Raw genomic sequence first — 13,109 nt, forward strand, 5'->3', positions numbered from 1 at the left:
GCCGCTGGGTACGAACGTCGTGACCCGACGACGTGGAGGAGCGATGACGAGCACGTTCGCGCAGTGGACCCTCGACGTGAAGGACGTCGAGCTGATGGCGCGGTTCTGGTCCCAGGCGCTGGGCTACCGGATCGACGCCGACGGCACGCACCTGCGACCGCCTGCCGACGCGCCGGACGGTGCGCTGTCGGTCTGGCTGCAGGCCAGCGCGGGGCCGAAGCACGAGAAGAACCGCAACCACCCGGACCTGGTCGCCGCGGACGGGACGGCGGAAGCCGAGGTGGAGCGGCTGCTGGGGCTGGGCGCGACCCGGGCCGACGTCGGGCAGACCGGCCGCGAGGGCTTCACCGTCCTGGCCGACCCGGAGGGCAACGAGTTCTGCGTGCTGGACCGCCGCTCGTCCTGACGCGGTCAGCTCGCGGAGTCGCGGCCGACGTCGAACCGGTCCTCGTACCGTCGCCGCGCCTCGGCCAGCGCATTGCCGCCGACGCGGGCCACCGGGACGACGTCGGCGACGAGCGGCTCGTGATCCGGGCCCTCGCCCACGATCCGGCCGGTGAGCAGCCACGGGAACCGGCCGTCCTGGCCCAGCTCGTCGTACTTGCACAGCCGCCGCGCCACCCAGTCCGCGGGCGGCCGCGACCACCACGGCTCGGGCTCCAGCGTCGTGACCGACCAGCCGGGCAGGTCCAGGCCGGCCTCGTAGTCCCGGCTCGGCCCGGCCCGGCGGTCCGCGTCCGGCCCGTGCGAGTAGCGGACGAGCAGGCCGGAGTGGTCGCGGACGGCCCGCACGACGTCGTCCAGCGAGTCGAGAACGGGCAGCTCGTTCATGGCGCGACGGTGACCAGCACACCGCTGCGCGGGCGTGTCGGGACGCGGGCGAGGTCGGCGGTGAGGTCCTGCGGCGGCAGCTCGTAGGGCGTCAGCGCCAGGCGGCGCACGGCCTCCTCGAGCAGGACGAGGGTGACGTCCTCGCCCGGGCAGCGGTGCCCGGTGCGCAGCGCGCCGCCGCCCTGCGGGACCAGCGTGCCGGGAGCGGGCGGCGGGCCGGTGAAGCGGCCTGGGTCGAACCGGTCCGGGTCCGGCCAGTGCGCCGGGTCGTGATCGGTGCCGTGCACGTCGAGGACGACGTAGCCGCCGGCCGGGACCTCGACGCCGAGCACGTCCTGTTCGGTGCGGGCGCGAGCGGCGAGCACCGGCACGAACGGGTAGCGGCGCCGCACCTCCTGCGCGAACGCGGTGAGCGCGGCGGCGTCGCCGCCGGCGATCCGGTCGCGCCAGTACGGCTGGTGGACCAGCGCGACGGCGGCGAAGGCCACGAACCACGCCACGGCGACGGCCGGGCGCACCACGTTGAGCAGGGCGACGCCGGCCGCCCGGGCCGGCAGCAACCGTCCGTCCGGCTCCCGCGCCTGCGCCATGACGTCCAGCGGCAGCCCCGGGTCGACGCGGACCCGGCCGGCCCGGGCCGCGTCGATCAGACCGGCGGTCCATCGGTCCAGCCGTCGCCGGGCGGCCCGGGCGCGCAGGTACGGCCGGCCGGGAACGGCGAACCCGTCGAGCACCGTGGCCAGCTGCCGCGCTCGTCGCGCCACCTCGTCCGGGCCGGCCTGGATGCCGGCCCACGGGACCATCGTGGCGGTGAGGACCCGGGCCGCCTCGTCGAACAGCACGAACGTGCGGCCGGGCGCCCACGCGCGGGTCGCCTCGTCCCACTCGTCCCGGGTCCGCGAGCGCAGCGCGTCGGCCGTCGCCGGGGTGAGCAGCTGCAGGTACCGAGCCTTGTGCCAGTGGTGCGGCTCGTCGTCGAGGCCGTGCACCGAGCCGGACCCGAAGAGGACGTCGCCGATCGGCGCCGGCACCGCGCCCGCGCGGCGCAGCCGCGGATCGTAGAAGCGCGACACCCCCTCCGGACCGCCGACCACGACCGATCGGCGGCCCAGGAACCGGACCGGCGCCGCCGTCCGGCCGGCGCGAAGGTCGCTCGCCCACCCGTAACCGTGCCGCCACAACCCCAGCGCACCGTCCTGACGCACCGTCATGGCCGGTCCGGTACCCCGTCGGCGGGCCACGCATGCCCGCGCGCGCGTGCGGCGGCACGCGGAATGGGTACGTCATGGGCATGAGCCATCACGAGGAGCACGACGGCGGCTACGAGGACCCGGCCCAACGGCCGCGGCCGCCGGAGGGGCCGACGGCGTTCGACCAGCCGGACCAGCGCCGCGGACGGTGGCCGCACAGCACCGTGCTGGTGGCCGTCGTCGTGGTCCTGTTCTGCGGCCTGGCCGCCCTCGCGATCGCCGGCCTGCTCGCCACGCGGTAACCGGGGTAGGCGCCGTTCGGTCCGCCCTCAGGCCAGCTCGACGATGAGGTCGCCGGCCTCGACCCGCGCGACGGTGCTGACGGGGAGCCGGCGGACGGTGCCGGCCTTGCTCGCCGTGATGGCCGCCTCCATCTTCATCGCCTCGATGGTGGCGACGGTGCCGCCGGCCTCGACGGTGTCGCCCTCGGCGACGGTGAGCGTGACGACGCCGGCGAACGGGGCCGCGACGTGGGCCGGGTTGCCCGGGTCGGCCTTCTCGGCGGGCGCGTGCTCCGAGGCGATCGAGCGGTCCCGGATCTGCAGCGGGCGGAGCTGGCCGTTGAGCGTCGCCATGACGGTGCGCACGCCGCGCTCGTCGGCCTCGCCGATGGCCTGCAGCTCGATCAGCAGCCGGACGCCGGGCTCGAGGTCGACGGTGTACTCCTGGTTGGAGCGCAGGCCGTAGAAGAACTCGCGGGTCGACAGCACGCTGGTGTCGCCGTACGCCTCCCGGTGCGCCCGGTGCTCCCGCGCCGGCCCGGGGAAGAGCAGCCGGTTCAGCGTCTCACGGCGGTCGGCGGCCAGGCCGGCCCGGTCCTCGTCGGACAGCTCGGCCGTCGCCGGCGTGTACGCGCGCCCGGCCAGCGCCTTGGTGCGGAACGGCTCGGGCCAGCCGCCGGGCGGGTCGCCGAGCTCGCCGTGCAGGAACCGGACGACGGAGTCGGGGATGTCGTAGGCGCCGGGCGAGGCGGCGAAGGCGTCGGGCGACACCCCGGCGCCGACGAGGTGCAGGGCGAGGTCGCCGACCACCTTCGACGACGGCGTGACCTTGACCAGCCGGCCGAGGATGCGGTCGGCGGCGGCGTACAGGTCCTCGATCTCCTCGAACCGGTCGCCCAGGCCGAGCGCGACGGCCTGCGTGCGCAGGTTCGACAGCTGCCCGCCGGGGATCTCGTGGTGGTAGACCCGGCCCGTCGGCGCGCCCAGGCCGGACTCGAACGGTGCGTACAGCCCGCGAACGCCCTGCCAGTACGGCTCGAGGTCGCCGACGGCGCGCAGATCCAGCTCCGCCGGACGGTCGGAGGCCTCGGCCGCGGCGACGATCGCCGACAACGACGGCTGCGACGTCGTGCCGGCCATGGACGCGACGGCGCCGTCGACGGCGTCGACCCCGGCCGCGGCGGCGGCGAGGTAGGTCGCCAGCTGCCCACCGGCGGTGTCATGGGTGTGCAGGTGCACCGGCAGGTCGAACTCACGGCGCAGCGCCGTCACCAGCGTGGTCGCGGCGGGCGGTCGCAGCAGCCCGGCCATGTCCTTGATCGCCAGCACGTGCGCGCCGGCCGCGACGATCTGCTCGGCCAGCCGCAGGTAGTAGTCCAGCGTGTACAGCTTCTCGCCGGGATCGCTCAGGTCGGCCGTGTAGCACATGGCGACCTCGGCGACGGCGGTCCCGGTCTCGCGGACGGCGTCGATGGCCGGTCGCATCGGCTCGACGTTGTTGAGCGCGTCGAAGATGCGGAAGATGTCGACGCCGGTCGCGGCCGCCTCCTGCACGAACGCCGTCGCCACCTCGACCGGGTACGGCGTGTAGCCGACGGTGTTGCGCCCGCGCAGCAGCATCTGCAGGCAGATGTTCGGGACCGCCTTGCGCAGCGCCGCGAGCCGCTCCCACGGGTCCTCGGCCAGGAACCGCAGCGCGACGTCGTACGTGGCGCCGCCCCAGCACTCCAGCGAGAGCAGCTGCGGCAGCGTGTGCGCCACCACCGGCGCCGCCGCCACCAGGTCCTTGGTGCGCACCCGCGTGGCCAGCAGCGACTGGTGCGCGTCGCGGAACGTCGTGTCAGTGAGGTGCAGCGACGACGACGCCCGCAGCCAGGCGGCGAACCCGTCCGGCCCCAGCTCGTCCAGGCGCTGCTTGGAGCCGGCCGGCGGCGGACCGGCGGGGACCGGCGGCAGCTTCAGCGCGGGCTCCGGCGCCCGCGGCGGCTCGCCGTGCTGCCGGTTCACCGTCACGTCGGCGAGGTAGCTGAGCAGCCGGGTGCCGCGGTCGGCGGAGGCTCGCCCGGCGAGCAGGTGCGGGTGCTCGTCGATGAACGAGGTCGTGACGCCGCCGGCGCGGAAGTCAGGATCGTCGAGCACGGCCTGCAGGAACGGGATGTTCGTCCGGACGCCGCGGATCCGGAACTCGGCCAGCGCGCGGCGGGCGCGGGCCACGGCGGCGTCGAAGTCGCGGCCGCGGCAGGTCAGCTTCACCAGCATCGAGTCGAAGTGCGGGCTGATCTCGCTGCCGGCGTGGGTGGTGCCGCCGTCGAGCCGGATGCCCGACCCTCCGGGCGAGCGGTAGGCGCTGATGGTGCCGGTGTCCGGGCGGAACCCGTCGGCCGGGTCCTCGGTCGTGATGCGGCACTGCAGCGCGGCGCCGCGCACGGTGATGGACTCCTGCGCGAGGCCGAGATCGGCCAGGCTCTCGCCCGCGGCGATGCGGAACTGCGACTGCACCAGGTCGACGTCGGTGACCTCCTCGGTCACCGTGTGCTCGACCTGGATGCGCGGGTTCATCTCGATGAACACGTGCCGGCCCTCGGGGTCGAGCAGGAACTCGACGGTGCCGGCGTTGCGGTAGCCGATGTGCCGGGCGAACTTCACGGCGTCGGCGCAGATCCGGTCCCGGACGGACGGGTCGAGGTTGGGCGCCGGCGCGAGCTCGACCACCTTCTGGTGCCGCCGCTGCACCGAGCAGTCGCGCTCGTACAGGTGGATGACGCCGCCCTGCCCGTCGGCGAGGATCTGCACCTCGATGTGCCGCGGGCGCACCACGGCCTGCTCGAGGAAGAGCGTGCGGTCGCCGAAGGCCGCCTCGGCCTCGCGCGCCGCGGTCTCCAGCGCCTCGGGCAGCTGCGCGGCGTCGCTCACCTGCCGCATGCCCCGGCCGCCGCCGCCGGCGACGGCCTTGACGAACACCGGGACGCCGATCTCGTCCGCGGCCGCCAGCAGCTCGTCGGGGTCCGATGACGGCGCCGACGAGCGCAGCACCGGCACGCCCGCCTCCCGGGCCGCCGCCACGGCGTGCGCCTTGTTCCCCGTCAGCCGGAGCAGGTCCGCCGGCGGCCCGATGAACGTGATGCCCGCGTCGGCGCACGCCTCGGCCAGGCCGGCGTTCTCGGAGAGGAACCCGTAGCCCGGGTAGACCGCGTCGGCGCCTGACTCCGTCGCCGCCCGCACGATCTCGCCCACCGACAGGTACGCCCGCACCGGGTGCCCCGGCTCGCCGATCTCGTACGCCTCGTCGGCCTTCAGCCGGTGCAGCGAGTTGCGGTCCTCGTGCGGGAACACGGCGACGGTGCGTACGCCCAGCTCGTACGCGGCGCGGAACGCACGGATCGCGATCTCGCCCCGATTGGCCACGAGCACCTTCCGGATCATGCTCATCTCTTCTCAGTCGGCTGCGGGTGGACGTCCCAGGACATTGTCCGGGACGACCGCTCCCGACCCGTCGGTGGCCGGGCGCCTGTATCAAACGGGGTGCGCGCCGAGAAGTAGGCAGCGATCACCCATGCCGCGACGCGCGCCTCTGGACAGCCTTGAGTTCTCGACCGCGAGAGGACCAGGCGACATGGACATCGAACAAGGCTGCCGCATCGTGCGCGGCGGCGGGTCGTTCGACGGCAAGCAGGGCCTGTCGTACACCGGCGGCGTCTCCGCCGAGTCGGTGGGCGCCGAAGGGCTGTGCCTGCACACGCTGGTGATCCCACCGGGCGGACGAGGTCAGGCGCATCTGCACTCCGGGCACGAGTCGGCGATCTACATCGTGTCGGGCAGCAGTGAGGTCTGGTCGGGACCGGGCCTGACTCAGCACGACAGCGTCGCCGCCGGCGACTTCGTCTACATTCCCGCCGGCGTGCCCCATCTGCCGGCGAACTCCAGCGGCAGCGAGCCGCTGGTCTGTGTCATCGCGCGCACGGATCCCAACGAACAGGAGTCCGTGGTGCTCCTCGACGACCAGGGCCGGCCCGTCGACGCGGAGCACCCGTGACGGGGTACGCGGTGCGGCGCGAGGTCACGGTCGACTCCCCGGAGTCGCTCGATCGCGCGGCCGCGGATCCGGCGGTCGCGGCGATCCACGTGGCCGAGGCGATCACGGCCGCCCGCACGGTCAGGCTGAGTCCCGGCCAGACCCTGCGCGGCGCCGGCATCGCGTTCCGCCCCGGGATGGACGGCGTGGTCGTCACCTCGGGCAACGAGATCGCCGGCATCACGCTCGCGGTCTCGCCGGACCGGAGGGCGATCACGAACGACACGTCGGTCGCCGACCTCGGGCAGCTGCGGATCGCCGATGTGCGGGTCACCGGGCAGGTCGGCGTCTTCGCCGAGAACGCGACCGTCACCGGCGCCGTCGACATACGCGATCTGACGATCGACGCGGCCGACACCACCGCCGGCGACCGCGTCGACGCCTATGGCGTCGCCTCCATGCGCCAAGGGGCACTGACCGTCTGGAACCGTCAGCGTGACGACTCCAGCGAGCTCACCGTCCAGGTCACCGGCCTGCGCATCGGCCGCCCGGAGGCCCCGGTGCTGGGCGCCGGCGTGATGATCAGCAGCGCGGCCGACATCAGCGGACGGATGGACCCGTCCACCCCGCCCAGTGGCCGTGTCCGCGTTCCCACCCTGGTGATCGACGATGTCGTGGCCGACGGCCGCGTGCCGGCGGGCAGGGACGACCTCATCGCCGGTGGCGTGCTCCTGCTGTACGGCGTGGTCGCGGGGACTGTGCGCCAACGGGGCGACGTCACCACGCACGGCCCCAACGACATGGTGATCGACAACTGGGGCGATGTCGGCCATTGGCAGGTGGACGGAGCGCTCACCTCGTACGGGCCCAGCGCCGTCGGCGTGGTGAACTTCGGCGCGATCGACCACCTGGAGGTCAACGGGCCGATCCTCACCCGTGGCACGGGCTCGCGAGGCTTCAACCACTATCTGGGCCACATCGGCCTGGCGGAGTTCGCCGGCATCGAGACCCACGGCGACGGCGCTCTCGGTGTCCACGTCGGCCGTCCGATCGGAGTTCTGGCGCTGCGCGCCGGCGTGACCACGCACGGCCGGTCCGGCCCGAGTCTGGTGCGGGGCGAGATCGTCCAGTTGCCGGCCACCGCGCTCAGCGTGCTGGACGGCGGCGAGATCGGCGAGCTGCACCTCGGCGGCCCGCTCGGCACCACTGGATCGAGCGCCGTCCAGATCGAGGGACACGTCGGCCTGGTGCGGTCGCGTTGACCGGCTCGCCGGGGACCACGACGTCGTCGCGTCCGACCGTGCTCGTGAGCCATCTCGTCTGGCCGGCGGGCCTCGCGCTCACGGTGCTGCACACCGTGGCGACGCTGCCGCCGACGGTGTTCGTGCCGCTCGACGTGGCGTTCATCGCGCTCGTGGTCGTGGCCGTTCGCCGGTCCGGCCCGCTGATCCTGCCGGCGGGGGTGCTCTTCGCGCTGGCCTCGTTCACCGGCGCTCCGACGGCGGACGAACCCGGGCTGATGGTGATCAACGGCGCGGCCCTGCTGGTGGCCGGGATCATCCTGCTCGTGGGGTTCGCCCTCGAGGCGCATCGGCTGCGCAGCCCGGCCGCCAACGTCGCCGTCGCACTCCTCGCCCTGGGAACGGCCGGCTACCTGGCCAACCTGGTCGCACGCTTCGCGATCGTCCTGGCCGGCGCGGCTCCCGCCCAGGCCGCCGTCGAGGACCGGGCGTGGCAGGCGTACGAGTATCTGCGCGGCCTCGACGGGACGCCGGACTTCGTCGTGCTGCTGCTGGTCTGGCTCGATCTCCTGCAGGTCGCCTACGTCGTCCTGGCCTACCTGGCCGCGGCGATGCTGGCCGTGGCCTGTCGTCGCGCGGGCGAGCTCGCCTCGGGCCCCGGCGCGCTCCTGACCGCGCTCGGTGCCGGCCTGTCGGCCACGGTGATCGTCGCCGCCGCGGCCGCCACCTGGGACACCGTCGGCGCGGCCAGTGCCGCTGTGGCGTTCGGGCTGACCATCCCCTTCATGTCCACCCTGCTGCCCGCCGTCCTCGCGGCGGCCAGAACACCACGACCGAACCGATGAGGAGACTCACATGGCAGATGATCACAGCGAGAAGGTGATCGACGCGCTGCGCGACAACCTTCGTGGGCGCGTCGTCGGTCCGCGCGACGCCGACTGGGACACCCAGCGCCGGGCCTGGCACCTGCTGGCCGACCAACGGCCGGCCGCGGTGGTCCACGTCACCGACGCCGACGACATCGCCGCCGCGATCCGGATCGCGGCAGTGCACGGACTGCCGGTGATGGCGCAGCCCGTCGGGCATGGCGCGACGCCGGCGGCCGACGGGACGATCCTGCTGCGCACCGGGGCTCTCGACGGCATCGAGATCGACAGCGAGCGCCGGGTCGCCCGCGTCGAGGCGGGGGTGCGGTGGCGCGACCTGAATGCCGCCCTGGCCGAGACGGGTCTGATGTCGCTGCCCGGCAGCTCGGGCGACACCAGCGTCGTCGGCTACACGCTCGGCGGCGGGTTGAGCTGGTTCGGCCGCAAGCACGGGTACGCGGCCCACCACGTCCTGGCGGCCGAGCTCGTCACCGCCGACGGCGACCTGGTCCGAGTCACGCGGGAGTCGGACCCCGACCTGTTCTGGGCGCTTCGCGGCGGCGGCGGCGACTTCGGCATCGTGGTGGCTCTGGACCTGAATCTCCTGCCCGCGGACGGGATGTACGGCGGCCGGCTGATGTGGCCGATCGAGCATGCGCGAGACGTCCTGCGGGTGTTCGCGGACGTGACGTCCACCGCCCCCGACGACCTGTCCCTGTGGGCGTGGCTGCTCAACCTGCCGGACCTCCCGTTCGTCCCCGAGGTGGCACGCGGGCATTGGCTCGTCGCGGTCGACGTCGTCTTCCTCGGCTCGGCCGACGACGCGGAGGAGTTCGTGCGGCCGCTGCGCGCCGTCGCCGCACCTTGGGCGGACTCCCTTGCCGCGATGCCGGCGCATGCGGTCGGCACGATCTCGCAGGAGCCGGACGACCCGCTCCCGGGCATGCTGCGCAGCGTGCTGCTCGAGGAGTTCGGTGCGGCCGCGCAGGACGCGCTCCTGGACGTCGCGGCTCCGGGCAGTGCCTCGCCGATGGGCGCGTACGAGGTGCGGCACCTGGGCGGAGCGCTGGCACGGCGCCACGGTCAGGACGGATCGGCCGGTCACGTCGATGAGCCCTACCTGCTGCTCTTCGGCGGGCTGGCGCCGACACCGGAACTCGCCGAGGTCGTCACGAAGAGCATCGAAGCGACCCTCGCCGCGATGTCACCCTGGACCAGTGACCGGGCCCTGCCCAATTTCTCCTCGGGTGAGGAGTCCCGGAGGTTCCACTCGGCCGAGACGCTGACCAGGCTGCGCCGGATCAAGAACCGGATCGATCCCCGCGGCACGATCAGGGGCAACCACCCGGTCGCCCGGGCGGAGCCCTTCGGCGCCTAGACGATCAGGCTCTCCTGGCCATCCCGGACCAGGTTCAGCGTTCGTGCCGTCGTCGCGGCCTCGCGCCTGGTCCGGACGCCGAGGCGGGTGAGGATGGCCGAGACGTGATGGTCGACGGTGCGCACGGAGACGACGAGCTTCTCCGCGATCTCCGCATTGGTCAGTCCGTCGATCAGGAGCCTGAGCACGTCGAGCTGGCGGTCGGTCAGCCCGGCCGGGTTCCGCCTGGTCCGGGTCTGGACTCCGCGCGGTACCCGGCTGACGCCCAGTGTCCGCAGCCGGCGCCGGGCCAGCCGCGCGGCCGGGACCGCGGACAGCTCGTCCAGGGTGCGCAGCGCCGCCAGGACCTGATCGACGTCACCGGACACGGTCAGCTCCACGGCCTGCTCGTAGCGGTCGTCCACCCCGGCCCCGGCCCCGGCTGCCGGAACCTCGACACCCGCCCTCGCCAAGTACCGCACGACCTCGGCGAACGCCGGCGTGGCCAGCGGACGCGGCCCGGCGGCGAGCTCGGTGCGAATCTCCTCCGCGACGTCCCGGCGGCCGTTGAGCCAGGCCCATTCGGCGTACGCCACGCCGGCGTGGGTGAGGCCGGGCAGGCAGCGGTGCCGCCGGGCGTGCTCCCAGCTCTCGACGAGCAGCGACCGAGCGGCCGGATCCCCGCGCCTGGCGAGCAGGCGGCCGAGGCCCGCGGTGGCCGGCACCGACAGCGGGCTGCCGCCGTCCACCAGCTCCACGATCCGGCGCAAGCCCTCCTCGGCGGCGTCCCAGTGTCCGCGCCCGAGACCGAGCAGGCACCGGTAGGTCTCGAGGCCGGCCGCGTGGGAGCGGAAGCCCCGCTCCGCCGTGAACTCCAGCCCCGCCGCGAGGCAGGACTCCAACTCGTCCCACCGACCGTCGCGATAGAGCACGTCCGCCAGGTTGGTGAGAGCGCGCGCCGCGGCCTCGTGGTCGCCGGTCGACAGAGCCGAGACGAGGCCTTCGCGCAGCAGGCTCAGGTCGGACGAGGCCAGGCCCAGGTAACTGAGGCACAGCGCGACGGCGTCGGTGCGTCCGGCAGCGGCGGCGAGCGCATGGGCGGCCGGCAACGCGCGCACACCGGCTTCGGTGTCGCCGACGACGACCATCAGAATGGCCCGGTCCGCCGCGGCCGCCGCCTCGAGTGGCGCCGAGCCGATCTCGCCGGCGATCTGATCCGCACGCTCGACCGCGGCCAGCGCGGCGTCGACGTCCCCGGCCATGAGCAGCCGGCGCGACTGTCGCAGCAGCGCCTCGGCGAACGACCGCGCGTCGCCCAGTCGCGCGACGTGTGCCAGCGCCCACCCACCTGCCTGGACGGACTCACGGAACCGGTGAGCGACGCTCAGCTCCTCGGCGTACGAGGCGACGACGTCCGCCCGCGACTCGAGCGGCAGCCGCTGCACGTACGGCATCACCGCTTCCAGGTGAGCGAGTGCCTGCCGTCGCGAGCCGGCCCGGAACGCCTCCCGCGCCGCGATCGGCGCATACTCCACGAGGACGTCGACGTCCACGGACTGGACCGCGTGGTGGATCAGGGCAAAGAGGTGCGACCCGACGCCGCACTCGAGGACCATCCGCACGATCGTGGCGTTGAGGGTCCGCCGGCGCAGCGCCGGCAGGCTTTGTTCGATGGCCCGGCGCGCGATCTCGTGCCGGAAGTAGACATCGTCGCCACGGATCTCCACCATGCCCAGCTGCTCGGCCCGGTCCAGGTGAGCGAACCCCTCGCCCAGCAGCTTCGCGACGTGATCGACCCGGATGGGGGTGACGATGACCGACAGCTGCTCGATCATGGCGACGCAGCCGGGATCGAGACCGCGGACCCGCGCGAGCACGGCATCGACCACACTCGCCGGCACGGCCTCGGCCGGCCCCGCCAGGGCCTCGCTGAGGTAGAACGGGTTGCCGCCGGTCACGGCGTACAACATGTCGGCGTCCCGGCCCGTGCCGGCCGCCATCGACCGGACGGCCTCGGCGGACAATGCGGTCAGCGGGAACCGCTGCAGCGGCACCTCCGTCAACGCACCCAGCAGCCTGCGCAACGGATGTCGGGAGTCGATGTCGCCGTCGCGGTAGCTGAGGATCAGCACGACGTTGACCCGGTCGAGGCGGCGGACGAGGTAGCGCAGCAGATCCACGGTCGCGTCGTCGGCCCAGTGCAGGTCGTCCAGGACCAGCACGGTGAGTCGCGATCCGGACAGCTCGGCGAGCACCGCGTCGAAGACCGCCTCGGCCTCGCCGACGGCCAGCGCCTGCTCCAGCGGCCCGTTCGAACCCCGGACGGCGTCGCGGATGGGCTGCAACGGCGGCGGGGCGAGCAGGTCGTCGCACCCCCCGCTGAGAACGCGCACGGCGGGATCCACGCCGGTCTGCACGGCTCGCACCACACTGGTCTTGCCGATCCCGGCCTCTCCGGTCACCAGCGCGACCGAGCTCGGCCCGGTCCTCGCGGCGTCGATACGGTCGGCGAGGCGCTGCACCACGTCGTCGCGCTCGTACAGACGAGTCGGTCTGGTCTCCACCTTCTGGTCCCCCCGGATCCAGGCGACGAGCATCGTGACCCGCGCTGTGACGGACGCCGTTGCCTCCAGTAGAGCATGGTTCACCGGCGCGCCGGGAGGGTGCAAGCGATTTCCCGCGGCACGGCGCATAGGTGATCCATCGCCGAGACATGGGCAACGGCTGCCGATGGCGTCCCCCTGGCGGCCACGCGAGAGTGAGGCAACCGTCGGGGAAGAGGGGGACGATGACGGCACGAACATCGCTGCGCACGGTCGATCGGCCGTTCGTCTGGCGGGTGACCGGTCTCGCGCTGGTCCAGAACTATGTCGTCGGCTGGCGGTTGCATCGTCCGGCCGCGGCCGCGGAGCCGCACGCGTCCGCGGACGTGATCGTCGCTGCGGCGCAGGCGCACGGCGGGCACGGCGGAACCGGGCACATCGGAACCGGTCACGTCGACCCGTGGGTCCACTTCCTGAGGGACTCGACGCTGGCGGCTCCGGTATCCGTGGCCGTCCTGCTGGCGGTCTGCCTGCTCACCCGCGCGATCCTGCGAAGGACCCGGGTCGCTGACGAGTCGGTGCAGGCGAGGCTCGCCTTCGCGCTCGGCGCCGCTGGGGCGGCGGCACTGGCCAGCGTCCCCAGCACGGCCGTCCACGGGTGGCTCTTCGACGAGGAGCTCGCCGGCGTGAGCGTCGGCTCGCACTACCTGGACGTGGCCCTGGTCACCCTGCGCTACACCTTCGCCATCAGCCTCCTGTTCGCCGCCTTCCTCGGCGTGCCCTGGGCC

General features: G+C 73.7%; 11 protein-coding genes. 7 read left to right on the forward strand and 4 right to left on the reverse strand.

The genetic code is table 11. The features are described from left to right. Positions 1 to 43 precede the first annotated feature (43 nt). A complete protein-coding gene (locus C1I92_RS13060) occupies positions 44 to 406 on the forward strand; it encodes a VOC family protein (protein WP_111255095.1) in 363 nt (120 codons plus the stop codon). Between the two features lie 5 nt (positions 407 to 411). On the opposite strand, the gene C1I92_RS13065 is transcribed toward C1I92_RS13060, so the two are convergent. Both C1I92_RS13065 and C1I92_RS13070 read right to left on the reverse strand, forming a co-directional pair. Next, positions 412 to 831: a DUF6098 family protein gene (locus tag C1I92_RS13065; RefSeq protein WP_111255096.1), complete on the reverse strand. Its 420-nt coding sequence runs from the start codon at positions 829 to 831 to the stop codon at positions 412 to 414. Further along, complete coding sequence (locus C1I92_RS13070; protein ID WP_111255097.1) at positions 828 to 2,042, reverse strand: cytochrome P450; 1,215 nt, start codon at positions 2,040 to 2,042, stop codon at positions 828 to 830. The genes C1I92_RS13065 and C1I92_RS13070 overlap by 4 nt, the downstream gene beginning before the upstream one ends. A gap of 80 nt (positions 2,043 to 2,122) precedes the next feature. Between C1I92_RS13070 and C1I92_RS13075 the strand changes: the two genes are divergently transcribed. Further along, positions 2,123 to 2,323 carry a hypothetical protein gene (locus C1I92_RS13075; RefSeq protein ID WP_111255098.1) on the forward strand — a complete coding sequence of 67 codons (201 nt, stop codon included), beginning with the start codon at positions 2,123 to 2,125 and terminating at the stop codon, positions 2,321 to 2,323. A 27-nt stretch (positions 2,324 to 2,350) separates the two neighbouring features. On the opposite strand, the gene C1I92_RS13080 is transcribed toward C1I92_RS13075, so the two are convergent. Continuing rightward, positions 2,351 to 5,725: a pyruvate carboxylase gene (locus C1I92_RS13080; protein WP_111255099.1), complete on the reverse strand. Its 3,375-nt coding sequence runs from the start codon at positions 5,723 to 5,725 to the stop codon at positions 2,351 to 2,353. A gap of 190 nt (positions 5,726 to 5,915) precedes the next feature. Here C1I92_RS13080 and C1I92_RS13085 point away from each other — a divergent pair, with 190 nt between their 5' ends. The 4 genes from C1I92_RS13085 to C1I92_RS13100 are packed head-to-tail and all read left to right on the forward strand — an operon-like array spanning position 5,916 to position 9,799. Continuing rightward, the gene (locus C1I92_RS13085; RefSeq protein WP_111255100.1) at positions 5,916 to 6,335 is read left to right on the forward strand and encodes a cupin domain-containing protein; all 420 of its coding nucleotides are present in this window, start codon (positions 5,916 to 5,918) and stop codon (positions 6,333 to 6,335) included. Continuing rightward, on the forward strand, positions 6,332 to 7,576 hold the full coding sequence (locus tag C1I92_RS13090; RefSeq protein ID WP_111255101.1) for a hypothetical protein: 1,245 nt from the start codon (positions 6,332 to 6,334) through the stop codon (positions 7,574 to 7,576). Before C1I92_RS13085 ends, C1I92_RS13090 begins: the two co-directional genes overlap by 4 nt. Before the next feature lie 44 nt (positions 7,577 to 7,620). Next, positions 7,621 to 8,400 carry a hypothetical protein gene (locus C1I92_RS13095; RefSeq protein ID WP_146605120.1) on the forward strand — a complete coding sequence of 260 codons (780 nt, stop codon included), beginning with the start codon at positions 7,621 to 7,623 and terminating at the stop codon, positions 8,398 to 8,400. Between the two features lie 10 nt (positions 8,401 to 8,410). Further along, positions 8,411 to 9,799 carry an FAD-binding oxidoreductase gene (locus C1I92_RS13100; RefSeq protein ID WP_111255103.1) on the forward strand — a complete coding sequence of 463 codons (1,389 nt, stop codon included), beginning with the start codon at positions 8,411 to 8,413 and terminating at the stop codon, positions 9,797 to 9,799. Here C1I92_RS13100 and C1I92_RS13105 read toward each other — a convergent pair. Beyond that, positions 9,796 to 12,342, reverse strand: coding sequence for an ATP-binding protein (locus tag C1I92_RS13105; protein WP_158564112.1), 2,547 nt, complete (start codon positions 12,340 to 12,342; stop codon positions 9,796 to 9,798). The two genes, C1I92_RS13100 and C1I92_RS13105, sit on opposite strands and share 4 nt — an antisense overlap. 224 nt (positions 12,343 to 12,566) lie before the next feature. Between C1I92_RS13105 and C1I92_RS13110 the strand changes: the two genes are divergently transcribed. After that, positions 12,567 to 13,109, forward strand: a 543-nt coding sequence (locus C1I92_RS13110; RefSeq protein WP_146605121.1) for a hypothetical protein, incomplete at its 3' end; no start/stop codon positions are given.

Source organism: Jiangella anatolica (genome assembly GCF_003236295.1).
Lineage (GTDB): Bacteria > Actinomycetota > Actinomycetes > Jiangellales > Jiangellaceae > Jiangella > Jiangella anatolica.

Bases quoted from the DNA above. Each gene is read 5' to 3' on its own strand.
- C1I92_RS13060 (WP_111255095.1), top strand. From the start codon at position 44: ATGACGAGCACGTTCGCGCAGTGGACCCTCGACGTGAAGGACGTCGAG.
- C1I92_RS13065 (WP_111255096.1), bottom strand. From the start codon at position 831: ATGAACGAGCTGCCCGTTCTCGACTCGCTGGACGACGTCGTGCGGGCC.
- C1I92_RS13070 (WP_111255097.1), bottom strand. From the start codon at position 2,042: ATGACGGTGCGTCAGGACGGTGCGCTGGGGTTGTGGCGGCACGGTTAC.
- C1I92_RS13075 (WP_111255098.1), top strand. From the start codon at position 2,123: ATGAGCCATCACGAGGAGCACGACGGCGGCTACGAGGACCCGGCCCAA.
- C1I92_RS13080 (WP_111255099.1), bottom strand. From the start codon at position 5,725: ATGATCCGGAAGGTGCTCGTGGCCAATCGGGGCGAGATCGCGATCCGT.
- C1I92_RS13085 (WP_111255100.1), top strand. From the start codon at position 5,916: ATGGACATCGAACAAGGCTGCCGCATCGTGCGCGGCGGCGGGTCGTTC.
- C1I92_RS13100 (WP_111255103.1), top strand. From the start codon at position 8,411: ATGGCAGATGATCACAGCGAGAAGGTGATCGACGCGCTGCGCGACAAC.